The following is a 25061-nucleotide window of genomic DNA, read 5'->3' on the forward strand; positions in this document are numbered from 1 at the left end:
ACCTCATTAAAAACTTAATTTCAGTCCAGTCAAGAGCACATAACCAGAGTTGCTATTTTCTACTTCAGGCTCTTTGGTACTAAATTTTACAATATCGAAATAGTATGAAGTGCCCATAAAAAATGGATATTCAAGGCTTAAAGCATATGATGTTAACTCGTTTGCTGCAATATCCCTACCACTATTGAAATATGTTAAGCTCAATTTACGAGAATCAGAATGGTAAGCAATACCTGCATTCATATAATACGTATTATTTATTTCAGGATTACGCTTCTCACCAGATTTACCGCCATTACCATACGAAAAAATGCAATCAAGATCGAACAATTTTAGCTTCAAACCAAAATTCCAGTGCAGTAATTGATTACGACATTCATAATTTTTAGAAGTTCCATCTGAGCAATCAGTTAAATTTTCTCTTGCAAATTCACCAGTTAAGGCAGTAGTAAAATTTATATCATCTGATAGGCCATTTTTATAGGAAAGGCCAGCAGCAATTAAATTGCTGTACTGTAAGTTATTTTTTCCTGGGACATAACTGAACCCGAGTTGAAAGTTATAGATTTCAGGGGAGATGTAGTTAATTGATGATTGTTTTAACCCTAGTTCGAGTCCATTATAATTACTGTAAATGTTGGGTTTTACCCAAAATACCTTGTCTTTATCATATCCAGGGCCATTATCTCTGTTTTCGTTACCACGCAAATTTGCATAGTTTGTCCAATGACCATTTACTCCTCCAGCAGCTGTATAAATTTTTGAAGTGTTAATTAACATGCCCTGACTAACTAAACTTCTTTTACCATATTCAATTGATCCAAGCACCTGATTTTTAATGATGAAATACCATTCCTCCATGTCTAACTTTTCTATGTCTAACGCTTTTAGGTTTGCAATACCAGAAACTCCTGCCTTAACATTAAACCCCATTTGAGTATTTGGATAAACTTGCTGTAAATAAAGAAAGCGCAAGTATGAATAACTTGAAGTTTTATCCTTAGCCTTAGCATTGAAAGAACCTCTGTTGAAGGCGTAGCCGAATCTCAAATCTACTTTTCCATCTAGTTCTGCATAAAATATTTCCTTATCCAGAATTGTTCTAGAGCTAGCACTATTCTGCAAAAATAATGATGAAAGCAATGCTACCAGGTAGTACCTTAACTTCATAAATAAACTTAAATTTTTATAAAAATTTAAGTTTAAACTCAATATAAATAAAAAACAACTTTTCAGAAGGCGCCGCTGGTAGATTTTGCTGCCCGTTTTTGAGCTATATTCCCATAAATTATTGATACACTTGGTAATTTTCGCTTTAATAACTGCTTATTAATGGCAGAATGTATACGATTAATTATTTTAGACGTACTTTTTACATCGCAGTTAATCAAAACAAAAAGCACTTTATTCTCATCAATATACCCTAGAAAATCATCACTACGGCAATTTTTACAAAAATGTTCTATGATAACTTTCAGTGCATCATTTGTCTCACTACAGCTACTATTTAAGCCAATCACTCCTATAGCTGCATTAATTTGATGTTGAAAGGCAAAATTTAATATAACGTATAACTCTAGAATAGTAGACTCATTGTTTGGTATATCGAATAAGTCATGGTTTTTATATTTTTTACCCATTAGATATTCATCTCTAAAGATTCCTAATTTATGAGACAAGCTGATATCACGTATCAATAGCTCATAATTTATTTTATTACTAGCAAATTGTGCAGTGCGGAAAACTTTTACTTTTGTCTTTATATCTTCTCCTTTAGCATCAGTTAAGGAAAAACCTATCACTTTAGGTAATACATCAAGTAAATCGTGCCATTTTCGGTATACTCTAAATAATTCTTCATGTCGTCAGCTGCTCTTGCACGTAAAATATTGATTAACGGCTTATTAAGTAAATTCCCTTCCTCGTATTTTAACAAATTCCTTGCGGCTTGATTGAGCCCTAAAATTAATACGTTTTTTTTCTTATTATCCTGACAAACAGATACCACAGCATCATCTTTCCTTCTTGCAGTTATGAAATCATCCATACTTTCATTCTATACAGCATATTTATAAGTATAATAAGATTATATTAAAATTTACTTACTTATTAATATGCTTGATTAGATATAGATAAAATGTCATACGGAATGGCTTTGTTAGCTATTTTAGGTGGTAATAAATGGATAGTCAAGCAAAGTTACAAATGTAACTTTGCTTGACTTATCCGTTTTTTTTATATCTTTATTACAATCATAACCTCTAGCTCTGAGTTATACCCCTTTGTTACATTGTATTAGATGGAAGTAGAACAAGTCACGTTTAGTTGTTCTGAAAGATCTACTATAGCTAACTGAAAAAAGGTTACCCCAGAAGGGATAAAAAGGTATAAAATGGCTTTAGATAAGGTAGAATGATGCCAAAGTGAGAATCTGAGGGAACGTGTTTTGAAAGTAGGTAGCTTGTGCTGTTTACCCAGTCTTACCAGTGTGGGGTTTAGCTATCCTTGGCGTTAATTCTCTCGTATGTTTTGCTGGTGGTTTAGCTTTTCATATGAAGCATGAGAAAGAATCAGACAATGTTGAGGAGGCTGAAGAAGCAGTTAGGAATTATGGACCACCTCCTCCTTACTCTCCTCCTTATAGTGAATTTAATAATTCTAATGCGGAACAGCAGTTTGGGAATTGTGAGGGGTTCTAAACCCACAACTATACGAACATTGCAATTTCAGATCCAGTGCCTTGACTACAAATGTTCGTATAGTTGTGAGCTTGACCATAAAATGATTCTTAAGAAAACAAATGCAATTTTTTGCAGGTTTCACGTATGATAAAAATTAACAGTTTTATTTTTAGCCAAATTAATTGAATCAAGCTACAAAACCTGCTAAAGTTAACTTTATGAAAGCACCCTTAGCTCAGTTGGATTAGAGCATTTGACTACGGATCAAAAGGTCGGGCGTTCAAGTCGCTCAGGGTGCACCACATTTTATAGGAAACAGAAGTCACACTTGAAATTAATATATGCAATACCTATCTTTAAAGGTTAAACACTAAACTATTATATATGAGCAAAAAAGACTACTATGATCTGCTGGAAGTAGGAAGAAATGCCAGTATTGATGAGATAAAAAAAGCGTATAAAAAATTAGCGTTAAAATATCATCCTGATAGAAATCCTGGCAATCAAGAAGCAGAGGAAAAATTTAAAGAAGTAACAGCTGCATATGAAGTTCTATCTGACTCTGAGAAAAGGGCAAGCTATGACCGTTATGGCCACGAAGGTGCTTCTGGTGGGTTTCAAGGCTTTAGCTCTGCAGGAGATTTTAGCGACATATTCAATGACTTCTTTGGTGGAGGATTCGGTGGTGGTGCAAGTAGATCAAGAGCAAAGAGGAGCACAACAGGAGTGTCTGGAGCAGACCTACGTTATGATCTTGAAATTACCTTAGAAGATGCATTTAAAGGAATACAAGCGCCTATACATTATGTGACAAATGTAAAATGTGACACATGCCAAGGCACAGGTAGCGAAGGAGCAATTAAACCAGTTCAGTGCCCCACATGCCAGGGAAGCGGTAGGATTAGAACTCAACAAGGCTTTTTTACCATCGAAAGAACATGTACTACATGCTATGGGGAAGGAGAAATAATACAAAATAAATGTAAGAAATGTGGTGGAAGTGGACGTAGAAGAGATGAAGTAAATATATCCGTTTCAATTCCAAAGGGCATAGAAGAAGGAGCTAAGGTAAGGATAAGTGGTAAAGGAGAAGCTGGAGCAAGAGGTGGAAAAAGTGGAGATTTATACGTATACGTGAAAATAGCTCCCCATAAAATCTTTACTCGAAATAAGGCAGATTTACACTGTAAAGTACCTATAAGAATGACACTAGCTGTGCTTGGTGGTGAAATTGATGTTCAGTCAATTGATGGAGCTAAAACAAAAGTAAAAGTTCCAGAGAGCACTCAAACTGGTACCAAGTTACGTTGTAAGGAGAAGGGTATGCCGCATATGAGTTCACATGTTCGCGGTGATTTGTATGTACAGGTAATAGTTGAAACCTTAAATCTAAAAAGTTTAACCAAAAAGCAAATTGAGCTATTAAAAGCGTTTGAAGAAGAGGAAAATGCAAATGTACAACAACGATCTGAAGGGTTTTTTAGTAAAGTAAAAAAAAAATAAGAAATCTGCTAAATGACATGAAGGAGTAACTGTTTACGGGTTTTCATTTAATCCTGCAATTCTTTGACCTTATTAATGGAAAACTTAACAATAGTGTTGATATCAACATTATTAGCCAACAGAAACTTCTTAGTTCCTTAAAATTATGTAAAAGCAATAAATTTCTTTATTTAAGGTCGAAGTTTTGCTATTCTCAGGTTTTAATAATTTAAATTTAATGAATATAAACAAAAATGAGTTTTTATTTCTTCCGCTTGGGGGAGTAGGAAGAATCGGGATGAATGTTAGCCTATATCATTATCAAGGTAAGTGGATTATGATCGACCTTGGTGTTGGTTTTGCAGATGAAACTATGCCAGGTGTTGAGCTGCTCATTGCTGATGTAGATTTTATTGCTCAAAGAAAAAAAGATTTGCTTGGAATAATAATTACACATGCACATGAGGACCACTGCGGTGCAGTGCCCCACTTGTGGGAAGAGTTGCAGTGCCCCATATATACAACAAAGTTTACGGTTAATTTTCTTAGGGAGAAACTAAAGGAGTTTCGATTAGAAGATACAGTACCTGTGAAAGAGGTGGACATAAATGGCAGCACAAATTTGGGTCCTTTTACCGTCGAGTTTATAAATATAACTCATTCAATTCCTGAGGCAAATTCAATATTAATTAGCACTGAAATGGGTAGTGCACTCCATACCGGAGACTGGAAATTTGATCCAAAACCTGTTGTTGGATTAACTTCTAATATAGAGCGTCTAAAAGAAATTGGCGATAAAGGTGACCTGCTTGCAGCAATTTGCGATTCAACCAATATATTAAGCAAGCATCACCCTGAGTCAGAAGGTGAAATTTATAATAACATTTATAACATAATAAAGCGGTCTAAAAAATTAGTTGCTGTTTCGCTATTTGCTTCAAATGTGGCACGAATTGAAACGATAAGCCAAGCTGCAAAAGCACTAAATAGAAAAGTAGTTTTACTTGGTAGATCTTTATGGAGAATAGTGAAGGTTGCGCAAGATAGTGGTTATTTAACTGATTCTCCTCAGTTTCTTGAAGCAAAGGAAGCAGTAAATTTTCCAAGGGAAAAACTGGTGCTACTTTGCACAGGTTGTCAAGGTGAGCCACTGGCAGCAACTTCAAGGCTTGCTAATAAGAGTCATCAAGCATTTAAAATGCAGCAAGGTGATACCATGATCTTTTCGTCAAAAATCATTCCTGGAAATGAAACTCGTGCGCACAACATGCTCAATGCCTTTATTGAGATGGGGGTAGAAGTTGTTACTGAAAAAACAGAGCATGTTCATGCTTCTGGGCATCCAACAAGAGAAGAGTTAAAGGAAATGTATTCTTTAATAAAACCGAAGATGTCTATTCCAGTTCACGGCGAATATATTCACACGCATGCACATGTAAAATTTGCTAAAGAGTGCGGTGTGGCAAAAGCAATAATGATTGCACCAGGTGATATTGTTAATTTGGAGAGCGGAGAAAAAGTTGATTCAATCGATGTTGACTACTTTGGTATTGATGGTATGCTGCTACGTCATCCGGAGAGCAGTGTTATAAAAATGCGTAAAAGAATGAGAGATGCCGGAGTTATTGTGGTAATAGCAGTTGTAAACAAGAAAAATAAATTGCTTACTAAACCGAAAGTATTTGTACCTGGTGTTTTTGAAGTGCTAGAAGATGCAGCTATTATACAGAAAATTGTCAAGAAAGTTGAGTCGTTGTTTAGTTTGCAGCCAACAAAAAAAATTAAAAATAAGATTGAAAGTTCAATATTGAGTATCTTAAAGGAATATTTACTAAAAAGACCTATAATTGAAGTCCAGATAGAACAGGTATGAAATGAAAGAATGAAGTTATTCGTTCAATTAATATTGCTTGTTTCGTTATTTATTCCTTATTTTACAAAAGCTGCTTTATATGTTGATATAAAAAAAAGCAGTGTTGGTAACATTGGTCTTGTTGTATCTAAATGTACATGTAAAACAGCGCTGGAAAGCGAATTAAGCGAAAATATTGCAAAGGTAATAGGAACAAATTTATCTAATTGTGGCTTATTTAATGTAAAACGTGGCGCGGAAGCTGAATTTAAATCTTGGAAAAGCGATACTGTAGTCACAGTAAGTTTAAGCGAAGTATCTGGTAGTGCATTAGAGCTATCATTTCGTTTATTTGACACTTTTACAAAAAGAGAATTACTTACTCAGTCAGTTGTTTTTCCAGCAAAAGACTGGAGAAAAATTGGTCACCTCGTTTCGGATGTGATACATGATAGATTGATTGGTGAGAAAGGGCACTTCAACACAAAAATCACGTATATTGCTGAAGAAAAAGATAGCAATTATAAATCCGTACGTAAAATTGCTGTGATGAATCAAGATGGAAGTAATATAAAATACTTAACAAATGGCGATAGATTTGTGTCAACACCGAGATTCTCACCAAATGGAAAGGGTATTGTTTATATCTCATACGCAAATGGTAAAAGTTATATAGTATTAAAAAATTTAAAAGACCACACTGAATCAATAATCAGCGCATTTGAAGGAGTTATTTCTGCACCAAGATTTTCTCCTGATGGTAAATCTCTTTTAATTTCCCACTCATTGGGTGGTGAAACGAATATATTATCTTTGGATTTAAGTAGTAAACGGACAAAAAAAATTACTAAAGGTTCAGCTATAAGCACTTCTCCCTCTTTTTCTCCAGATCAAAAGTATATGGTTTTTAGTTCCGATATGAGTGGGAGTCAGCAGCTGTATGTTATCGATTTTACTAACAAAAGTAAAAAACCTAAAAGAATTAGTTTTGGAAGTGGAAGATATGCTACGCCTGTTTGGTCGCCAAAAGGAGATCTGATAGCTTTCACAAAGATTCAGTCAGGAAAATTTTACATAGGAGTTATGAAGCCAGATGGCAAAGAAGAACGTCTACTTTCAGAAGGGCATAAAATTGAATCTCCGGCATGGCTACCAAATGGTAGAGAAATCATTTTCACAAGAACAGAATCACCAAGCAACTCTAAACTATATTTAGTAGACTTAGTAAAGAAAAATCAAAAAATGGTTTCCACTCCCACAAATGCTTCTTTACCGGATTGGTCTTATTCTTGAACTACTGAGCTGCTTGCTCCACAGCATTGATTTATTGCCACATTAACAAGATATCCCGCTACACCACCTACTATAGTACCAGCGATTCCTGACAACACAACAGTTGCAATTACTCCAATAGCAGCAATTTCAGGTATAATTCCCATTGTAGCCAGTGTGGCTCCTATAGCGCCAAACAATAATGCTGAGCTTATAATTATCCAGCTCCTCCCTGAAGATTGTTTTTGTGGAGAATTATGTATTAAGATGTATATGAACAAGTAGAGAGAGCAAGCAAAGTTTTGCATATTGATGAAACTAGCCATTATTCTAAAGGTAAACTTGGCTGGTGCTGGGTGTTTGCTAATAATGAAGCAAGCCTTATTAAATTAGCAGACACAAGAGGAGTTAAGTTTCTAGAGAGTAGTACATTTTCTAGTTATAAGAATTTGGTTGTTACCGATAGGTATGCGGTTTACAACTACTTCAGTGACGAAAAAAGACAGATTTGTTGGGCACACTTGTTAAGGGATTTCGAAAGGCTATCTACCCACTTTAAATGGTGCTATATTGGGCCTTAACTTGACGCGTATGGTTTATTTAACACTCCCGGTTAAAATAATTACTTAGCAAACAATAGGTTTCATGTAATGGTAACCCTATAACGGAAGAGTAGGAGCCGCGTAAGAACAATACGAACATCCCAGCTAGGCCTTGTATATTGCATCCCCCTGCCCTATTTTTCCACTCTTCTGATGCTAAATAATACTTAATTTCTTGTTCACTGAGACGTTTAAATTTCACTATTGTAACCACAGTTCTAATATGTTGTTTAGATTGATCGGGAGTTAATAGACACACACTGGTATATACTCTATGCCTTCTTCCTGATAACAAGCGGATGCATTTTTCTGCTTGCTCAACGTTTTCAGCTTTAAGCAATATCCTTCTACCACAAGCAACAACTGTATCAACACCAAGCACAAAGTAATTTGGATTTGAACTTTGTATTTTCTCAGCTTTACTTTTTGCCATACGGATTGAGTAATCCTTCGGAAGTTCCTTTTTTAAAGGGGCTTCATCTATGTCTGCTGGCAAAATTAAACCTGGCTCAATATTTATTTGTTTTAGTAAAGCTATACGCCTTTTCGATGATGAAGCAAGAATAAGATTATTTAGAGATCGTTCTGTCACTTGTACCTTTAAGCCTTCTAATGATCCGACCTTTTTTCGCATTCCTATCGTAAATGCTCATCTCAACTAACACCCTATCCCCGATAATGATGCGTATTTTACTTCTTCTCACTTTCCCTGATACATGACAGATAATCTCATGTTCATTGTCCAGTTTCACTCTAAATTCTGCTGCAGGTAGTAAAGCAGTTACTGCCCCTTCCACTTCAAAAATTGTTTTCGATTTCTCGTCTTTTATCATATGTTATATTATAATTTAATAATCTTTTTCAGTCTACTATAGATTTTAAATTATTATCAACACAAAAGACTTTTTGCACCCCACTTAAGTATTTCTCTTGCAACTTAATCCCAACCATCTTCACAATAATGCTTTCGAAGTGCAGCCCTGCATTTTTCACTTTCTCCAACCTAACCGAGCTTTATGGCAACCAATTCCTAACAGAGAGAAGGCGAGCTACCTACGTTTCTACTCTCTGCCACCTTCTCAATAGAACTTATAGGACTTATGTTGGAAGATAAATCATTATCACAATTCTCCTTATTGCTATCATATCCTTCATCAAAGCTTGAAGATCTGGATAATTTTCTCTCCTCTTCTGGTGGAACGCTTGAAGGTCTGGATAACTCTATCTTCTTTCGTGGAGCATTGTCAGGCTCACTAGAAATGTCTCCTGTTAGAGTATAAAATTGATCGTTGAGGCTCCTTTGTCCATCAGCACGAATTTTTTCTTCCAGTCCATTAAGCATTTCTACAACTTTATCATCCCATTCATTCTCACGCTCTAGCTCGTTTCTTAACTCTTCAACTCTCCATGCTAGGTTGCATATCTCTTGTTTAGAAGATTCCTGTTGTGCTTTATACTCATCTTCCAACTCTTGCATTTGACGTTTTAAATTGCTTATAAACCACTCCTTTTCCTCCATTATGTGTGCTGCTTGGTCTATCTCTTTTTCAAATTCTTTTAATTTGTCTTCTAATTCCTTCTTTTCTGTATTAACACCTTTCAGCTTGTCCTCTAGCTTTCTTTTTTCTTCATGCACACTTTTAAATTCTTCCTCATTCCTCTTCAGGTTTTCTTTAAGCTGCGTTAACTCCTTGCGCATTGCATCTATTTCTGCCTTTGATCCTCGCTCCTTTTTTTCAAGTTTATCTTGTAAATCGCTAGTCCATTTTTTTAATGTTTCAATTCTTTGCCCAGCTTCTGCAAGTTTCTGATTCACTTCTTTTTTTTCTGCTTCAGCACTTTTTAACTTATTGATTAATTCTTGGGTTACCTCTTCCGAGCATGATAATTCTTTTTGCAGATCTAATACTTGTTTTGAAAACCGTTCTTTATCTTCCTCTATATCCTTATTAGAGCGTTCTAACTGATCAAACTTGTCCTCTAAATCAGACTTTCCTTTCTGCACATGACATAGTTCTTCTTGCGATTTCTTTAATTTACTTTTTAACTCCTCCTTTTTTGCATTAGCAACTTCCAGCTCTTGCCTTAGCTTTCCTTTTTCTTCACATACACTTTCAAGTTCTTGTGCTTTCCCTTGTAGCTCTGCTAACGCACTTGCTAACTTTTTATCTTTTTGTGCCAGTTCAGTTTGCAATTCTGTGTTTTTTTGCTCTTGCTCAATTTCTACAGGTCTCTGATCCGATACATAATGCTCATCACCAAGTCCACTATCAACGCTTGAAAATCTGCGTAATTTTTTCTTCTCTGGTGTAACATTAACGTTATCTTCATCTTCAGTGAGTTTAAGTATAAGCATTGTATCTCCTGGAAATTCCTCGTACTCGTTTTCTGGAATGTCGAATTCTGGTCTCTCTTCTCCAAGTTTATCTTGTAAATCGCTATTCTGCCTCTCTTTTACAATTGTTTGATTATCTTCTGCTTGGGTTGTTTCTAGTTTCTCCTGTAGTTGCTGATTTTCTTGTGTTAATTCATGGTGCTTTTTATTTATCACTTGCAACTCTGCTTCTTCTTGCTTCAATTCAACGTTTTCTTCGGACAGCATCTGATTATTTAAAATCAATTCATCCATTTGTTGTGAAGCAACTTCTGGTTGAGTTTCAGTGTGCTGTAAATTGACTTCTGTTTGAATTAATGCATTACTATTAATAGAAGGAGAAGAAGGAAGGCTATTGTCATCATCAACTTTAGGGTCTGGACCTTTCGATTCCCCCCCTGGTTCCTTATCTTGATAGGCCACTATAGATTCATTTTGAAAATTATTATTAGCAGTAGGTACAACATCAGCAGCCTTACCCTTTTCTAGTGATTTCATTACAGCATCATGTAAGACGAGGCCTTGAATATATAATTCATCATTTTGCTTTATTAATTCTAGGATCTCCTCCGATGACACAAAATCTTCACCATCAAATTTTAGTACTTCAGTTATGCCGCTACTACTCACATTCATAATCATGGTACACATTCTGGATCCATTCTCTACAGGCCAAGTGCTTGTCATTTCATAATATGCGCCTTCTTTAAATTCATAATATCTTTTCTTATCTTCTTGATGAGCGTGTATTTCATGTTTTTTATTGCAATAGATATTCAATTCTTTAATATCTTTCTCTTGCTGTAAAATGTCACTAATTCTTGTTGGCTCACTTCTATTGTAATTAATAAGGTTAACATTCAAAACTCTATCAGCGTTATCAGTTTCTGTGTAATAAGCTCGAAGCTCTACGTCTTTCCTCTCAAAATATTTACTTGCAGCTTTTTTTCCCTGCTCTGCCAACTCTATGCATTTATTTATATCTTCCTTAAAGCTCTTATTAGCAGACTCTGTTACTGCTTTATCTATGTACGTTTGTTTAAAATCTCTATCGTTTATTAGGTCATAAAAACTCTACTCATCCCTATAAGCCTTTTGTATAGCAGTGAAGTCACTTTCTTCTTTCAAAAGTACTAAGAAGCCTACCTTGTCTTCTTTTAGTTTAAAACCTGTTATTATCTTCTCTAATTGAGAATCAAATTCTTTATTGGCAAAATTTTCAGCAAGATTATTTAAATTTCTTAATTCTTTGCATAATTTATCATTTTCTGCAATTGAGCGGCAGAACTTTATTGTAGCAGAGTCCTTAGTGGAAGGATTTTCTTTTTCCACTTCATTGATACGGTTCTTGAGAGATATAAAAGGTAGTGTAAACCGTGATGAATAACATAATTTTTCTTTTTCTTCTCCATACAACACCAGTAGGCGATGTATTGCATACCAGGTACATGATGCTGCCCTTATAACTGATTCAACATCATAATTCTCTGACTGATCACTTGTTTTTCCCGCCTCTGCTGCTTTGTCTCCCTTAGTCAAACCTCCAATCATAACACACCTCCTTTGACTATATTTATATTATACTAATTAACATATATTCAAAAAAATCAAACCACGTTCTACACTAACTTTTATTATTAACTTAATTGTGTTGAAAATAACTGCAAGTGTTAAACTTAAGCTTTTGTCTTTCATTGTACACTACTCACTATAAGTTTATAATATATCTTATATAATAGACTTAATATTTTGAGTTATGCAAGTATTTTTTTTATTGGATAAAAGTTAAAAGACGTTTTCAGAAATCTTTAAGCTCAATAACATCCTCTCTTTTTGGACTAGTTGAAATTAGATGAATTGGTACACCTATTAATTTTTCTAACTTGTCTATATATTTTATTAAATTGATAGGCAATGCTTCAATCGACCTTTTACCTTGAGTATTTTCTTTCCAGCCAGGAAACTCTTCATATATTGGCTCTAATTCCTCCTGTATTGAATGCGATGCGGGTAAATAATCATACATTTTCCCGCTATACTTGTAACCAGTGCATATTTTAATTGTATCAAAAGAATCAAGCACATCTAATTTGGTTAATACAATGCTTGAAACTCCAGAAAGTTGCACAGCCTGGCGCACTAAAACTGCGTCAAACCATCCGCAGCGCCTTCTTCTATTGCTCACTGTTCCAAGCTCCTTGCCTATAGTAAATAAGCTATCTCCAATCTCGTTCTTTTGCTCAGTAGGGAATGGACCATTGCCCACTCTTGTTGTATAAGCTTTTACCACACCAATAATGTAAGCATTGGAGGCTAATCCTGAGCCTGTTATTGCTTGCGACGCTACAGTATTACTTGAAGTAACAAAAGGGTAAGTTCCGTGGTCGATATCTAAAAATGTGCCTTGGGCGCCTTCAAATATTATTTTCTTACCTTCTTTCACAAAGTCATTTAATATCCTCCACACAGGTTTTTTATATGAAAGAATTTTTTTTGAAATCCCTTGAATTTCTTTTAATATTTCTTCTTTTTTAACCACCTGGTAGTTAAGGCCTTTTCTGATAGCATTGTGGTAATTCAGAAGAGTATCCACTCTTTTATTGAGCTCATCTGCGTTTTCTAAATCACAAAGGCGTATAGCTCTCCTTCCAACTTTATCTTCATAACATGGCCCTATCCCTTTGTTTGTTGTACCAATTTTGTGATTTCCGTTTAAATCTTCAAATAGCTTTTCCTTGTCCTTATGTACGCTAAGTATTAATGGACAGCTCTCGGATACCATCAAGTTGTTATAGTTTACGTCCACTCCTTTAACTTTCAATGACTCTATTTCTGAGATTAGAGCATGTGAATCAAGAGCAACACCGTTTCCTATGATGGATATTTTGCCCGTTCTCAAAACAGCAGAGGGCAGTAAATTTAATTTATAAACCTCATCATCTATTACTATAGTGTGCCCTGCATTATTTCCTCCCTGAAATCTCACAACTACATCTGCATTCCCAGAAAGATAATCTACTATTTTACCCTTGCCTTCGTCACCCCATTGCAGACCAACAATTACAATGTTATTCATCATTATTTTCTAAATTAATACATAAATATTAATGCAGTACGCTACAAATGGAAAGAGAAATCTGCGCCTTTCCTGCACCTCTTAAATAAAGAAATATACTGTCGATTTTCTTAATATATTACCAAATTATTCATCATTATATGATATAACTTACAGCATATTTACAGTAAGGTGTTATTTATGAAAGAGGCAAAAGGAAAAAATAATAAGAGTCCAGTAGTTAGATTAAAGGCCACAGCTAAAGAGTTCAATTTTAGTAAATTAAGAGCAGGTCAAGATAATGAATTAGCAAATTCTGGTGAAACAATGTTCTTAGATTTTCAAAGGATGAATTTTATTATTAACGGAAAAGAAATAGATAAAAATCTTATTATTGCATTTAAGGAAGGAGCTAAGCACCACAAAAGCGAACTTTTTAATAGTGATGATATATATAATGACGAAATATTTAACAAAAAAGGAACAAGAGAAATAGATACGGATCATGGCAAAGCTTTTGTTGCTTCAGTACTCGAAGATATTGAGAAAGAGCTTGTAAGTAATGCATTGGGTGAGCTATGGAAAAATCACTGTGAAAATCCCAAAACTGCCAATCATCAAAAAACCGATTCATATAAGAAAGAATTTGAAGAATTTTACAATGCTGGCCAACATCTATTACCAACAGAGAAAGATGAAAACAAAGACTACCGTTCCTTTGCAAAAGAAGTTTTCAAGAAAATGTTCAGATACGCTGGGGCAGAAGTTCCAAGTAATGCTATTTTAGAAGAGCTAGTCACCAATTGTAATCAAGCAGGGTATGAGGCTGCTCCATTTATACAAACCCAACTTGCACTTGGACAGTCGTTCATAGTAGAAAATCCTAAAAAAGTAATAAATATTGATTGTGCTAACCAAAATAATGTAAGAATTAGATCTGACATGAGGCTACCAATACTCTCTGTTAAAAATCAAGTTATGCATGGTGATAAGATATGTGATCTGTCTAACTCATTAGAATTTACACTTGAGTCTCAAGATGGTAAAGACTTTGTAACATACAGAGATGGTAAATTGTCACTTACTATTCCTAAAGAGTTAAAAAATTATAAAGATAATGGCAAGAGCTTGTTTGACATTATTAAAGAATATTTTCAGAAATTCTGTGCAAAATTAGGATTTAAACCTGAGACAAAAATACAAATAGAGCATAGCTTAGGTACTCAAAGTAACTATTTAGATGGTACAATATCTGCTACAGGATCGGATGCAAATAAAGAGTTTATCAATCTTTTAAGCAAAAATCTCAGAGGGAGGTTATTGGAATCAGGAGTTGCTTTAGGAAATGAAGATGTTGATGGTATTGTTGAAGTCAGAGTATCTACAGTTATGGATCTGTTGAGTAATTATGCTAAATTGGAAGATAATAAAGAAAACAGAAAGTTATTAACAAGTGAAGTAGCAGATAATTTAGGGCTTTCCACTCAAGATAAAACAGCATCAGAAGTATTGAAAGAATTTGATGATGAAATAATAAAGTTAATGCATACAGAAGGTATAAAGAATAACATAGGTCAACATATAATGGAATTAGGATCTTTACCTTCTTTGATAAAAGGTCAGGTTAATCATAATCAAGTGCAGTCTGTTGTAAATACTTTTATTAAGTTAATTATTGAAGGGAAAAGCGAAGTATACAAAGAAAAAAATGCAATTAATGCAATTGATGCAATTTATCAGAAGGTAGATAAGGCAATTGTTGAGCAAGAAAAAAGAGCAACCAACAAACAAGATATAGAAAATGATAAATGGACAGATAGAATCAAAAAACAGAAATTATCTGTGGAATCACATGAACATTTACTTTAAAGATACTGGTAGGCTCCTTGAATATTTTAGAGTTCATGGTTGCAACGGTTGCTATTTTACAATGCACCTAATCGTAAAAACTACGTGCCGTTGCATCATATGTTTCAAGAACGTTGGTAAAATGTTCAAGTTGATCTCGATTCAATACCTGATCTATTCTAGTTAGTTGGTCATTGCTGCTTTTAAAATTAGTTAGATCACATAACATAGCACGTTCTTCAGTTTCAGCAGGCAAGTATTTAAAGTGACCAAAGATATTTTACCTAATTTTCTCTAGCATATTTACCTGTATACTTACAAAGCTACCTAATACCGCATACTGATTTCTCTCTTTATTTTGTACAAATTAATTAAGTGAAGTGAGTATAGTATCCACACTACTAAAAAAAATGTGGCACAAAACATAAACATTACAATGAGTGGCAACAGCAAAGAACTTTCTATTGCTACTCCACCTCTTCTCAAAATGCTTGCTGGCTGATGGAGAGTAGACCATAAATTCACAGAAAATTTTACTACGGGAATATTTATAGCACTAAAAATGGCAAATACTGCTGCTGATTTTTCTGCCCTCGCTTCATTATCAAAAGCGCTCCACAATGAAAGGTAGCCAACATATAGGAAAAATAAAATTAGCATTGAAGTAAGCCTTGCATCCCATACCCACCAAGTGCCCCAGGTTCCTTTTCCCCAGATGCTACCTGTGATTAAGCATATTGCAGAAAAGACTGTCCCTGCAGGAGCAGCAGCATGTGCCAAGACACTAGCAATGCTATTGTTCCACACCAATGAAATGAAACTAAGTGATGCAATGAGTCCATATATTCCAAGAGCAAGCCATGCAGAAGGCACATGAATGTACATAATTCGTACAATTTCTCCTTGTTTATAATCCTCTGGGGAGAAGAGTAACGCCAAAAACATTCCAATTAAAAAACATGCGAAACAAATAACCCCAAGCCAAGGTAGTGCTTTTTTAGAAAAAGAAGTGAAATTTGTAGGCTTTAATAAAAACATTCGTTTTGAGAATAATTGCGTTAAGAATTTACCAATTAGTTTGAGTTTTATCAACAGGATAGTTTTTCTGCATTGACATAGATTAACAAATTAGCACAATTTCAGTAGCCGATTGCTTGCTATTATTTTAGTATAACACTATATAAAACATGACCCTTAAAAAGCTTAATTTACACTTAGTATCAGATTCAAGTGGTGAAACTGTTATATCAGTTGCAAAATCAGCTCTGAAACACTTTCGTTCTGTAGAAACAATCGAATATGTTTGGTCTTTTGTAAAAGGAGAAGAGCAGATTGACAAAATTCTGGAGGAAATTAATAGGAAAAGTGATGAGCATAATTTTGTTATATGCACTATTACTGATGATGAGCTAAGAAAATATCTAAAAGATAACTGTATAAAGTTGAAAATTCCCTATAGAGCAATATTATCACATATTATTAGAGAAATTTCGTCCTATCTTGAAATTGAAAAAGACGAAAAGCTTGACTTGCATACTGAGATAAATAACGAATATTTTCAGCGCATTGAGGCAATAAACTACACTATTAATCATGATGATGGGCAAAATATTCAAGATATTGATAAAGCAGATATAATTTTGGTTGGAGTTTCACGTACATCAAAATCTCCCACCAGTACGTATTTAGCTTACCGAGGCTATAAGGTTGCAAATATTCCTTTTGTTAGTGGAGTAACCTTTTATGTCGACTTGGCAAAATTAAAAAATAAACTAACAATAGGGGTAACAATAGACGTAAGTAGGCTAATAGAAATACGCAAAAATAGACTTACTTCAATTAACAACGAAGATAATAATATATATGCTAATCCTAGAAAAGTAGAAAAGGAAATTAAAGAAGCAGAGGAACTATTTAAGCAGAATAACTGGCCAATTATTGATGTCACGCAAAAGTCAATCGAAGAAGTATCAGCAACAATTATACAGTATTTTAATAAAATGTGAAAAATTTATCAATTGACTAACTCTCTGTAAGTGATCATAATGTAAGGTAATTTAATTCTTACTATAGATATGAAAGTCAAAGGGTCGCTAAAATCTCATCGTAACAGAGATAAAAATTGTAAAGTTGTGAAAAGGGGTGGTAAGATTTACATTATAAACAAGGTAAAGCCAAGGTGTAAAGCGCGTCAAGGTTCTTAGCTTTTTGTTCACCTTTTCATGTTATACATTTCTTGTATGTGAAAGTACGGTGTTTATACCTAAAAAGAAGCAAAAGTTACTGTGTTTAAGCGCAGCCTTATTCATTTCTTCTCTTACATTATATTTTAGCATTAGCACAATTACAGGTAAACGTGGCTTATTGACGTTAATCGACTTAAAAAAAGAGATTGAGTACAATAAGCTTTTGCTAAAGGATGTCTCTTCTGAAAAGGAAAAGTTGGACAATAAAGTATTTGGCTTATATGAAAAAAGCTTAGATTTAGATCTGCTTGATGAGCAAGCAAAAAATGCTTTAGGTTATGTGAACCCTAATGAACTTATGGTTGTTCTTGACATGGAATAGCAGTAGACTTCTTGCGTTACCTCCTGTCATTCAAGCCCCTTTCTTGTCATCCCAGTGCCCCTATGATGTCATTCCAGTGCTTGACACTGGAATGACATCATTATAGAGTGAACCAGTGTCAGCTACTTTCATGACACCATTCTTTTTTCTGGATTCCAGTGGGCTTTGTTGCATCGCTCAAGTGAAAAGAACTGGCAGTTACTGACAAAATTCATTATAAATAGCCATTTAACTGTTGAAGAAAAAATATGCCACAAAAAATGAGAGTCAGTAACTGCCATGAATATAACAAATTTCTCCAAGAAAGAGGAAGCATTTTTTGTTATATCAATGACGCCATAGAAAATTGGTACGAGAATTGTCCAAAAATGCAGGGCGGCAACTATATTTATAGTGATAAAGTTGTGATTTTGGTGCATATAATCGTCAGTTTCTTTAGAATTGGTTTAAGACAAACAGTCGGGTTTATAAAAGGGTATTTGCAACAAATAGGAAGAGATTTGGCAGTTATCAGCTATTCACAAGCATCAAAAGAAACTTAATATTAAGATAAATGATTGCAGAATTGATAAAAATAATATGGAAGATATCGAAATTGCTATAGACAGTACAGGAATTAGTATATACAACAACACACAGCAAGGAAAATAGCACTGACAGAAAATATCGTGGCTATGAGCAAACGAGAAAATTGCACGTAATGTTGAATATAAACAACAAAAAAGCCATAGCTGTAAAATACAGTAACGGTGTCTACTCTGATCACTATGGAGCTTGTGATTTGCTAAAAGAAGTTGATTTTCAGCATGCCATAAAAGTACTATATGCAGATAGGGCATGTGATAGGCACAAGTTTTATAAGTTGTGTAACGAATATGATATAAAGACAAAAATTCCACCAATAAACAATGCGGCAGAACATCCAGAAATAGATTATATGTCTGACAGGAATGCTGCTATTAGGTTAATAAAATTATACGGTGAAGATGGCATGAAAGAATGGAAAAAAGAAGTAAATTATGGGAAAAGATCTTATATTGAAGGGTTTTTCTCAAGATTAAAGCAAATATTCGGATTTAGTTTTAGGAATAAATCTGAGATAAATCGAGAAAAAGAACTGCTAATCAAATGCTATTTGCTTAATAAATTCACTGATATTGGTATGGCTAAATTTGAGATAGTTACATGAATTTACCATAAATCACCATCTCATAAAGTGTGATGCAACAAAGCCATTCCAGTGCCAGTTACTTTCATGACACCATCATAAAGTGAAACTAGATTCCAGCGTCACGCGCTGGAATGACAAAAAAGAGTAGGTTTTTTATGTGATTATGCAAGAAGCTAGTGTAAATTTAAGTTTTATCTACCGCTTGATCAAAAAAGAATAAGTTTAGTAAAAAATAATGATATTATTAGTGGAACATAAAATAGTCCCACTGCAGTACTAATTAGAAGCAACAGAGTAGCTTTATCTGGTTGATAATTCAAAATATTAGCAAGTATTATACTGGACCCAGAAACTGGAATAATAGCCAGCAACATCAGTGCTTTATATATACTCTCGTCGTATACACCTATAACATGTTTGTCTAGAAGGACAATTCCTAAAACAAACAGTGGCCAGAATACGTACTTTGCTGTAATAGTGATCAAAGCAAGCTTCCAATCTACTTTAAAGCTTGTAATATTTGCAATGCTCACTCCAAGTAGCATCATCCCTAATGTGACAAATGTACTTCTAATATTCATCATAACATCTGTTAAAAAAGTAGGTATTTGTATATCATATATACTTAAAAAGAAGCCCAGAACCATCGCATAAAGCGAAGGAAGTTTGAACAACTTTAATATGCATTCTTTTGCGGTATAAATACCATTTGCAGCTATGTAAAATCCTAAGCTATTTTCAAACAACGCCATTCCTATATAACAAACAACATATACAGATACTGAATCTTCATCAAACAAAGCCATGGCAATCGGCAGGCCAAAATACCCCATACTTGTGCTGCCCGAGCTAAACGCTAATATGTTTCTCGTGTTATCCTTAAATAAAAAAGAAGAAAGATAATACACTGATAAGGACATAGTGCTACCTATAAACCATATCAAAATCGGCAGAGAAATTACTTTTAAATTAACTTCTGTATGAGAGACTCCATATAAAATCACTATTGGATTAGCTATATAAAAGAGTATTTGAGATATAGTGTTTCTGTCAATTTTAAGACATTTTCCTGATAAATAACCAATAAATATTGTAATATAAATAGGTAATATTTTTAGGAAAAGAGTAAGGAACATACTAGCCTATTGTGATACTTTTGACTGATAAAGTGATATTAGATCTTAAGGTATTATAAAAGTAAACAAAATTTATTTTCCAATTTATCCAGCTCATAGTTAATTAAAAAAGATTCACTTAGTGTCAAAATTTGTTTTTACATAAGACTTAAGAATGACATTTTTATGATAAAATTATGTTAAGTTTCTATAAAGCTCCTTGCATATTTTTGAATAATGATGAAAAATTAAACTGCTTGTGGTAATTTAGACGGACTGTTGAAAAAGTAAGAGGAAATAAGTAAAGTTAGGACAGAGAGTAAGGGCTTTAACATAGTTGTCATATTTTTCTTTAATTAACCCTAGTGTCCAATTTACCCACCATAGCTTCACATGAGGTGTTTCTAACCATTTTAATAACAGTAAAAAATGTTCTTCTTTCAACGCTTTAAATGTGATATTTTTATTCATTAATTAAAAATTTCAAATGTTACTACCCTTTCTATTAATCCTGTCTCTAATTGCTAAGTTCATTGAAATTGACATTTCCGTACCTAGTTTTCCTGATATGGTGCACTATTTTAACGTATCAGAAAGCACAATTCAATTAACTATTGCTTATAATTTCCTAGGCTTTTGCATAGGAGGGTTGTTTTTTGGTCCATTGTCTGAATGCTATGGCAGAAGAAGGATTATGATCATAGGTAACACTTTGTTATTAATCGGCGCTGTTGGTTGTGTTTTTGCACCGTCGATTTTTTGGCTTTTAATTTCTCGCTTTGTTCAGGGCATTGGTGTTAGCACATCTGTAGTTGTGTTTGCAATCGTTGCAGACAGCTACAAAGGCGACGAAGCGGTGAAATTTATTGGAATCATGAATTCTGTTCTTACAGTTGTCATGGCAATTGCGCCAGTGTTAGGCAGTTTCATTAATGAAATTGTAGGATGGCGTGGTAATTATGCAACTGTTGCAATACTTTGTTTGATCTCTTGGGTTTTGCTGCTTTTTCTGTTACCAGAAACAAAAAAGGATCGCGATGCTTTCAGTTTGAAAAAAATAATGAAAGATTACAGAAAACTACTATCTAGTCCGAGGTTTGTTACGTTGTCTTTAATGTCAAGCCTCTTTTCTGCCGCTTATATGTCATTCATCACTTGTGGACCTTTTCTGTATATGAAGACTTTTGGTTTATCTAGCACTATTTATGCACTACATCAAGGTGCAATAGTTGGGTGCTTCTCACTCATTAGTCTATTTGCTGGCAAAATCTTACAGAAACTTGGAGCAATATGGTGTGTAATTTCTGGTACGAGCGTGGGTGCTATTGGGTCTCTATTGCTTGTAATATTCAGTATAATTGTACCCCACTCTTTCTACTTAGTAACACTGTCTATGATTATTTTTTCTATCGGTTGTGCAATTTGCCAGCCAGTGATTTTTAATGCATCAATAAATGTTTTCCCTGAAATTAAAGGCACAGCTTCTTCTTCAGTCTCGTTCATTAGAGCTTTTATCATGGCTATTTTTATCGGCTTAACAAGCTACGTTTACAACGGTCAAGCAATTAGTGTAGCTGTTCTTGTTCTATCCGCGATAGTACTAGAACTTGTTTTTACTGCCTGTTTATTGTTTTTAAAAGATCCGGTATAATTAATGATCTTTTTACAGATGTGAGCGATTAACTTTCCCCGGCCAATCTTTCTGCTTCATTACGTGAAATTAATGCCTCAATAAATTCATCTAGTTCACCTTCTTTTATAATCTGCTCTAGCCGATGTGAAGTTAGATTAATTCTGTGGTCTGTTATTCTTGATTGTGGAAAATTATATGTTCTTATGCGCTCGGAACGATCACCAGAGCCAATCTGACTTTTTCTCATTGTTGACCTTTCCATTTCTTTTTTTTGTCTTTCAATTTCGTATAGCCTTGCCCTCAATACTTTAAGCGCTTTAGCTTTATTTTTGTGCTGCGATTTTTCATCTTGCTGTATTACAATTATCCCTGTTGGCAAGTGGGTGACCCTTACTGCGCTGTCAGTTGTATTCACTGATTGCCCTCCAGGACCACTGGATCTATAAACATCTATTCGTAAGTCTTTTTCTTCTATTTTAAAGTCAACTTCTTCTACTTCAGGTAATATCGCAACAGTAGCGGCAGAGGTATGTAACCTTCCTGAGGATTCAGTTTCTGGCACTCTCTGTACTCTGTGTGCTCCTGATTCAAATTTCAACCTTGCAAAAACTTCTGTTCCATTAATGAGTGCAGAAGCTTCCTTATAGCCACCTATACCTGTATTAGAAATGCTTATTGGCTCGAACTTCCAATTTCTTCTTTCTGCATATTTTTGATACATACGAAATAACATTGCTGCAAATAATGCTGCTTCTTCTCCTCCTGTACCTGCTCTGATTTCCAATATTGCATTTCTTAAGTCATCTTCATCTTTAGGCAATAATGCTAACTTTAGTTTTGCTTTTACTTTTGGTAATAATACCTTGTGCTTTTCGAAAAATTCTTCTTTTGCTAACTCTTTTATATCACCTTCGCTGTTTTCATCTTTCATTATTTCCTCTAAGTCTGAAATTTCCTCTTTCAGCGTGTTATATTCATCAATTATCTTGATTATTGGCCTGAGCTCAGAGTATTCCTTTGAAAGGGTAATGAATTCTTTTTGACTTAAATTGGTAAGGTTTTCCAAGTTCCTTTCTATATCATTAAATTTTTTCTTTAAGTCTTGTAAATTATTCTCTATATTCATATAGCACAGATCTAGTATTTTAACTAAGTAATATATACTGAAATAAAAAATTTCTTATATCAAGCAATAACACTATAATATATCTACTACCTTCTACTTGAATATAATGGCAAGACAGATAACATCAAGCTGCAATTTCATATTTGGAGCTTCGGACATGAAATCATTACCAGATGAGTCGGCTCCAGAGATTGCGTTTGCTGGTAGATCAAATGTAGGAAAATCCAGTCTGATCAACTTACTGATAAACAGCAAAAAAGCTGCCAGAGTTTCCTCTAAACCTGGATGTACTAGACAAATAAATTTTTACTCTATGTACAATGATAAATTCAGACTTGTTGACCTACCAGGGTATGGTTATTCTCATGCAGGTAAGGAGGAAATTATACAATATTTAAACTTAATTGAGTATTATCTAATTCAAAGAAAAAATCTAAGAAGAGTGTTTGTGTTGATAGATAGCAAGGTAGGATTAAAAGAAATAGACAAAGACTTCATTTATTGGTTAATATATAATAATATTAACTTTAACGTTGTGCTAACAAAAATAGATAAAGTGAGTCAAAAAAGCCTAGATGCCATTCTAGAAGATACTCAAAAATGGATTAATAATGAGAATGTGTCAATTCATCAAATAAGCATCCGTGTTAAGCATAAAATAACCAAGGTAAGAGATGAGTTTTTCAAGTTTACAAGATAAAAAAATGAAAAGTAGTGAATTTTTAAAGGGTGAAGTATCATTTGAACAAAAAGCAGAAATATTACTTGAAGTGCTGTCTAGCATACCTAGCTTTGTGGGTGAAACTTTTGTCATTAAATGTGGCAGCGTAACGATCTCAGATGAAATACTATTCTATACTTTTGTGCATAATGTTGTCTTATTAAAGCAGCTTGGTATAAATCCGGTGATAGTTCATGACGGAGAATATGAAATTAACTCAGTGTTAAAAATGCTGGGTATGGACAGTAAGTTTGTGAATGGTATCAGACTTACAGACAAAGACACTATAAAAATCATTGAAATGGCACTGTGTGGTTCAGTTAATAAAAAAATTGTTCAGCATATAAATTCTGCTGGTGGTTCAGCTATTGGATTATGTGGAAAAGACGGCAACTTAATAAAAGCTGAAAAGATAAGCGCTACGCTTAAGGAAGACAGATCAAATAACATCGAAAAAATACTAGACATGGGATTCATCGGTAGGCCCACTGAAATCAATCCTGATATATTATTTTTTATTGAAGAATCAGATTTTATACCAGTTATTGCACCAATTGGTCATGGAAAAAATGGGGAAACATATCATATTGATGCCGATAGCACTGCAAGCACAATTGCAATTGCAGTTTCTGCATCTAAAATGATAACCTTTAGCGATACAGGTGAAGAAATAGATAAAATTGGTGGCAGGAAGATATCTGTTAAAAATTTAAATGCATCGATTGATTGTGGCAAAATTCAAGGAGAAAAATTTATTGGAAGGCTTATGGCATATACTAAAATGGTAGAGGAATGTGCTGGAGTTGTTCACATAGTTGATGGTAGAATACCTAACATTATGCTTGATTTATTTACTGAGAATAATTCAAGCATATCAATTGTGAGTGATTTATAACTAGACAACTACACGAATAGACTTCTTGCATAACCATATGACGAACTTTTCTTGGGAATAGAAACGAAAAAACTTACTTGACAAACTCTGCCAGCCCCCTTATTATGACAGTAAGGGTATTTATGACTCAAAACTTGTTTTTGACCTGCAGGCTCAATGACAAAATTCAGTAAAAAACTTAGGGTATTTTTTGGCGGATTACATAAAATTATAGCGGCTGCATGTCTTTTAAATTTTTTCTACATTCAGCTAAAACGCGCTTAAACTAAGCTTCAGCACATTATTACAGCGCCACTTACAGTAATATAGAGTCAAAACTCGCACCACGGGAGTTCTTTGCCTTTTTTTTTATTTGGTAAATTTCTTAATGTTTGTAGCTAAAAGAGCCCAAGAGAGGTGTCATCCCGCTGCTTGTTAGCGGGATCTATGTTAAGAGATACCGCGAATGAATCGCGGTATGACGTAGGACTGCTGTCATCCCAGTGCCCAGACACTGGGATCCAGTTTTCCATATAATCTCATCGAAAATGTTGTAACCACTTTCTATGCTAGTTTGCTTGCTTACAAGCAAACTTTTCTGGATCCCAGTGTCTGGGCACTGGGATGACAAAAAAGGGGCTACTCGGATGACAAAGAAATAGGCACTGGGATGACGAGAAAGGAGTA

The 25061-nt window shown here is 34.3% G+C and carries 26 protein-coding genes, 1 tRNA gene and 3 pseudogenes; 14 read left to right on the plus strand and 16 right to left on the minus strand.

The window, feature by feature from the left end; all coding sequences use genetic code 11:
- Positions 1–6: 6 nt before the first annotated feature.
- The 3 genes from OOK84_RS02580 to OOK84_RS02590 form a co-directional block, all read right to left on the minus strand.
- Complete coding sequence (locus OOK84_RS02580) at positions 7–1170, minus strand: porin (protein ID WP_264732547.1); 1164 nt, start codon at positions 1168–1170, stop codon at positions 7–9.
- 62 nt (positions 1171–1232) lie between these two features.
- A complete protein-coding gene (locus OOK84_RS02585) occupies positions 1233–1802 on the minus strand; it encodes a hypothetical protein (RefSeq protein WP_264732326.1) in 570 nt (189 codons plus the stop codon).
- On the minus strand, positions 1799–2047 hold the full coding sequence (locus OOK84_RS02590; protein WP_264732328.1) for a hypothetical protein: 249 nt from the start codon (positions 2045–2047) through the stop codon (positions 1799–1801). The genes OOK84_RS02585 and OOK84_RS02590 overlap by 4 nt, the downstream gene beginning before the upstream one ends.
- A gap of 505 nt (positions 2048–2552) precedes the next feature.
- Here OOK84_RS02590 and OOK84_RS02595 point away from each other — a divergent pair.
- The 5 genes from OOK84_RS02595 (at position 2553) to OOK84_RS02615 (ending at position 7308) form a co-directional block, all read left to right on the plus strand.
- Entirely contained in the window at positions 2553–2699 is a 147-nt protein-coding gene (locus OOK84_RS02595) for a hypothetical protein (RefSeq protein ID WP_264732330.1), read from the plus strand.
- A 206-nt stretch (positions 2700–2905) separates the two neighbouring features.
- Positions 2906–2983: transfer RNA gene (locus OOK84_RS02600), tRNA-Arg, on the plus strand.
- Between the two features lie 82 nt (positions 2984–3065).
- Positions 3066–4184 carry a molecular chaperone DnaJ gene (dnaJ, locus tag OOK84_RS02605; protein ID WP_264732332.1) on the plus strand — a complete coding sequence of 373 codons (1119 nt, stop codon included), beginning with the start codon at positions 3066–3068 and terminating at the stop codon, positions 4182–4184.
- Positions 4185–4401: 217 nt separating this feature from the next.
- Positions 4402–6036, plus strand: coding sequence for a ribonuclease J (locus tag OOK84_RS02610; RefSeq protein ID WP_264732333.1), 1635 nt, complete (start codon positions 4402–4404; stop codon positions 6034–6036).
- A gap of 9 nt (positions 6037–6045) precedes the next feature.
- Positions 6046–7308, plus strand: coding sequence for a Tol-Pal system protein TolB (locus OOK84_RS02615; protein ID WP_253309121.1), 1263 nt, complete (start codon positions 6046–6048; stop codon positions 7306–7308).
- Here OOK84_RS02615 and OOK84_RS02620 read toward each other — a convergent pair.
- Positions 7299–7595 carry a hypothetical protein gene (locus tag OOK84_RS02620; protein ID WP_264732636.1) on the minus strand — a complete coding sequence of 99 codons (297 nt, stop codon included), beginning with the start codon at positions 7593–7595 and terminating at the stop codon, positions 7299–7301. The genes OOK84_RS02615 and OOK84_RS02620 overlap by 10 nt on opposite strands.
- Between OOK84_RS02620 and OOK84_RS02625 the strand changes: the two are divergent.
- Positions 7557–7835, plus strand: a pseudogene (locus OOK84_RS02625) (IS66 family transposase); the annotation flags it as partial. The gene OOK84_RS02620 and the pseudogene OOK84_RS02625 overlap by 39 nt on opposite strands.
- A gap of 52 nt (positions 7836–7887) precedes the next feature.
- Here the strand turns inward: OOK84_RS02625 and OOK84_RS02630 are convergent.
- The 6 genes from OOK84_RS02630 to OOK84_RS02655 form a co-directional block, all read right to left on the minus strand.
- The gene (locus tag OOK84_RS02630) at positions 7888–8481 is read right to left on the minus strand and encodes a Maf family nucleotide pyrophosphatase (protein ID WP_064125248.1); all 594 of its coding nucleotides are present in this window, start codon (positions 8479–8481) and stop codon (positions 7888–7890) included.
- Positions 8459–8722, minus strand: a complete 264-nt coding sequence (infA, locus tag OOK84_RS02635; RefSeq protein ID WP_164224845.1) for a translation initiation factor IF-1 — start codon at positions 8720–8722, stop codon at positions 8459–8461. The genes OOK84_RS02630 and infA overlap by 23 nt, the downstream gene beginning before the upstream one ends.
- A gap of 28 nt (positions 8723–8750) precedes the next feature.
- Positions 8751–8882: a hypothetical protein gene (locus OOK84_RS02640; protein ID WP_264732335.1), complete on the minus strand. Its 132-nt coding sequence runs from the start codon at positions 8880–8882 to the stop codon at positions 8751–8753.
- Positions 8883–8919: 37 nt separating this feature from the next.
- Positions 8920–11226 (minus strand): hypothetical protein, encoded by a 2307-nt coding sequence (locus tag OOK84_RS02645; RefSeq protein ID WP_264732337.1) that lies wholly within the window; start codon positions 11224–11226, stop codon positions 8920–8922.
- A gap of 111 nt (positions 11227–11337) precedes the next feature.
- Positions 11338–11814: a hypothetical protein gene (locus tag OOK84_RS02650; protein ID WP_264732338.1), complete on the minus strand. Its 477-nt coding sequence runs from the start codon at positions 11812–11814 to the stop codon at positions 11338–11340.
- A 247-nt stretch (positions 11815–12061) separates the two neighbouring features.
- On the minus strand, positions 12062–13339 hold the full coding sequence (locus OOK84_RS02655) for an adenylosuccinate synthase (RefSeq protein ID WP_264732549.1): 1278 nt from the start codon (positions 13337–13339) through the stop codon (positions 12062–12064).
- Positions 13340–13519: 180 nt separating this feature from the next.
- On the opposite strand from OOK84_RS02655, the gene OOK84_RS02660 reads away from it, so the two are divergent.
- Positions 13520–15187 (plus strand): hypothetical protein, encoded by a 1668-nt coding sequence (locus tag OOK84_RS02660; protein WP_264732340.1) that lies wholly within the window; start codon positions 13520–13522, stop codon positions 15185–15187.
- A 67-nt stretch (positions 15188–15254) separates the two neighbouring features.
- On the opposite strand, the gene OOK84_RS02665 is transcribed toward OOK84_RS02660, so the two are convergent.
- Together OOK84_RS02665 and ccmC are read right to left on the minus strand one after the other, a co-directional pair.
- Positions 15255–15395, minus strand: a complete 141-nt coding sequence (locus OOK84_RS02665) for a hypothetical protein (protein WP_253309257.1) — start codon at positions 15393–15395, stop codon at positions 15255–15257.
- Positions 15396–15493: 98 nt separating this feature from the next.
- Positions 15494–16204, minus strand: coding sequence for a heme ABC transporter permease CcmC (gene ccmC, locus OOK84_RS02670; protein ID WP_264732341.1), 711 nt, complete (start codon positions 16202–16204; stop codon positions 15494–15496).
- Between the two features lie 149 nt (positions 16205–16353).
- Between ccmC and OOK84_RS02675 the strand changes: the two genes are divergently transcribed.
- From OOK84_RS02675 to OOK84_RS06840, 4 genes and pseudogenes are all read left to right on the plus strand, one after another.
- On the plus strand, positions 16354–17172 hold the full coding sequence (locus OOK84_RS02675; RefSeq protein ID WP_264732343.1) for a pyruvate, water dikinase regulatory protein: 819 nt from the start codon (positions 16354–16356) through the stop codon (positions 17170–17172).
- 69 nt (positions 17173–17241) lie between these two features.
- The gene (gene ykgO, locus OOK84_RS02680) at positions 17242–17370 is read left to right on the plus strand and encodes a type B 50S ribosomal protein L36 (RefSeq protein WP_006279631.1); all 129 of its coding nucleotides are present in this window, start codon (positions 17242–17244) and stop codon (positions 17368–17370) included.
- 49 nt (positions 17371–17419) lie between these two features.
- Complete coding sequence (locus tag OOK84_RS02685; RefSeq protein WP_264732344.1) at positions 17420–17734, plus strand: FtsB family cell division protein; 315 nt, start codon at positions 17420–17422, stop codon at positions 17732–17734.
- Positions 17735–17982: 248 nt separating this feature from the next.
- A pseudogene (locus OOK84_RS06840) lies at positions 17983–18923 on the plus strand (IS5 family transposase).
- 188 nt (positions 18924–19111) lie between these two features.
- Here OOK84_RS06840 and OOK84_RS02700 read toward each other — a convergent pair.
- A complete protein-coding gene (locus OOK84_RS02700) occupies positions 19112–20041 on the minus strand; it encodes an AEC family transporter (protein WP_253309260.1) in 930 nt (309 codons plus the stop codon).
- A gap of 306 nt (positions 20042–20347) precedes the next feature.
- Positions 20348–20491 (minus strand): annotated as a pseudogene (locus OOK84_RS06845) (N-acetyltransferase); the annotation flags it as partial.
- A 16-nt stretch (positions 20492–20507) separates the two neighbouring features.
- Between OOK84_RS06845 and OOK84_RS02705 the strand changes: the two are divergent.
- Positions 20508–21671: a multidrug effflux MFS transporter gene (locus OOK84_RS02705; RefSeq protein ID WP_264732347.1), complete on the plus strand. Its 1164-nt coding sequence runs from the start codon at positions 20508–20510 to the stop codon at positions 21669–21671.
- A 28-nt stretch (positions 21672–21699) separates the two neighbouring features.
- On the opposite strand, the gene prfA is transcribed toward OOK84_RS02705, so the two are convergent.
- Positions 21700–22779 carry a peptide chain release factor 1 gene (gene prfA, locus OOK84_RS02710; RefSeq protein WP_264732350.1) on the minus strand — a complete coding sequence of 360 codons (1080 nt, stop codon included), beginning with the start codon at positions 22777–22779 and terminating at the stop codon, positions 21700–21702.
- A gap of 103 nt (positions 22780–22882) precedes the next feature.
- Between prfA and yihA the strand changes: the two genes are divergently transcribed.
- Positions 22883–23479 (plus strand): ribosome biogenesis GTP-binding protein YihA/YsxC, encoded by a 597-nt coding sequence (gene yihA / locus OOK84_RS02715; protein WP_406719219.1) that lies wholly within the window; start codon positions 22883–22885, stop codon positions 23477–23479.
- Positions 23480–23483: 4 nt separating this feature from the next.
- Positions 23484–24395: an acetylglutamate kinase gene (argB, locus tag OOK84_RS02720; protein WP_319803088.1), complete on the plus strand. Its 912-nt coding sequence runs from the start codon at positions 23484–23486 to the stop codon at positions 24393–24395.
- A 424-nt stretch (positions 24396–24819) separates the two neighbouring features.
- On the opposite strand, the gene OOK84_RS02725 is transcribed toward argB, so the two are convergent.
- Complete coding sequence (locus OOK84_RS02725) at positions 24820–25005, minus strand: hypothetical protein (RefSeq protein WP_264732356.1); 186 nt, start codon at positions 25003–25005, stop codon at positions 24820–24822.
- Positions 25006–25061: the final 56 nt, after the last annotated feature.

Origin of the sequence: Wolbachia endosymbiont (group A) of Sphaerophoria taeniata (genome assembly GCF_947250735.1) — a bacterium.
GTDB lineage: Bacteria > Pseudomonadota > Alphaproteobacteria > Rickettsiales > Anaplasmataceae > Wolbachia.

Excerpts from the sequence above, each read along its gene's own strand:
- OOK84_RS02665 (WP_253309257.1), bottom strand. The coding sequence starts at position 15,395 with ATGTTATGTGATCTAACTAATTTTAAAAGCAGCAATGACCAACTAACT.
- OOK84_RS02700 (WP_253309260.1), bottom strand. The coding sequence starts at position 20,041 with ATGTTCCTTACTCTTTTCCTAAAAATATTACCTATTTATATTACAATA.
- OOK84_RS02660 (WP_264732340.1), top strand. The coding sequence starts at position 13,520 with ATGAAAGAGGCAAAAGGAAAAAATAATAAGAGTCCAGTAGTTAGATTA.
- OOK84_RS02675 (WP_264732343.1), top strand. The coding sequence starts at position 16,354 with ATGACCCTTAAAAAGCTTAATTTACACTTAGTATCAGATTCAAGTGGT.
- ccmC (WP_264732341.1), bottom strand. The coding sequence starts at position 16,204 with ATGTTTTTATTAAAGCCTACAAATTTCACTTCTTTTTCTAAAAAAGCA.
- OOK84_RS02610 (WP_264732333.1), top strand. The coding sequence starts at position 4,402 with ATGAATATAAACAAAAATGAGTTTTTATTTCTTCCGCTTGGGGGAGTA.
- OOK84_RS02615 (WP_253309121.1), top strand. The coding sequence starts at position 6,046 with ATGAAGTTATTCGTTCAATTAATATTGCTTGTTTCGTTATTTATTCCT.
- OOK84_RS02595 (WP_264732330.1), top strand. The coding sequence starts at position 2,553 with ATGAAGCATGAGAAAGAATCAGACAATGTTGAGGAGGCTGAAGAAGCA.
- argB (WP_319803088.1), top strand. The coding sequence starts at position 23,484 with ATGAAAAGTAGTGAATTTTTAAAGGGTGAAGTATCATTTGAACAAAAA.
- OOK84_RS02620 (WP_264732636.1), bottom strand. The coding sequence starts at position 7,595 with ATGCAAAACTTTGCTTGCTCTCTCTACTTGTTCATATACATCTTAATA.
- prfA (WP_264732350.1), bottom strand. The coding sequence starts at position 22,779 with ATGAATATAGAGAATAATTTACAAGACTTAAAGAAAAAATTTAATGAT.
- OOK84_RS02655 (WP_264732549.1), bottom strand. The coding sequence starts at position 13,339 with ATGAATAACATTGTAATTGTTGGTCTGCAATGGGGTGACGAAGGCAAG.
- ykgO (WP_006279631.1), top strand. The coding sequence starts at position 17,242 with ATGAAAGTCAAAGGGTCGCTAAAATCTCATCGTAACAGAGATAAAAAT.
- dnaJ (WP_264732332.1), top strand. The coding sequence starts at position 3,066 with ATGAGCAAAAAAGACTACTATGATCTGCTGGAAGTAGGAAGAAATGCC.
- OOK84_RS02650 (WP_264732338.1), bottom strand. The coding sequence starts at position 11,814 with ATGATTGGAGGTTTGACTAAGGGAGACAAAGCAGCAGAGGCGGGAAAA.
- OOK84_RS02580 (WP_264732547.1), bottom strand. The coding sequence starts at position 1,170 with ATGAAGTTAAGGTACTACCTGGTAGCATTGCTTTCATCATTATTTTTG.
- OOK84_RS02705 (WP_264732347.1), top strand. The coding sequence starts at position 20,508 with ATGTTACTACCCTTTCTATTAATCCTGTCTCTAATTGCTAAGTTCATT.
- OOK84_RS02590 (WP_264732328.1), bottom strand. The coding sequence starts at position 2,047 with ATGGATGATTTCATAACTGCAAGAAGGAAAGATGATGCTGTGGTATCT.
- infA (WP_164224845.1), bottom strand. The coding sequence starts at position 8,722 with ATGATAAAAGACGAGAAATCGAAAACAATTTTTGAAGTGGAAGGGGCA.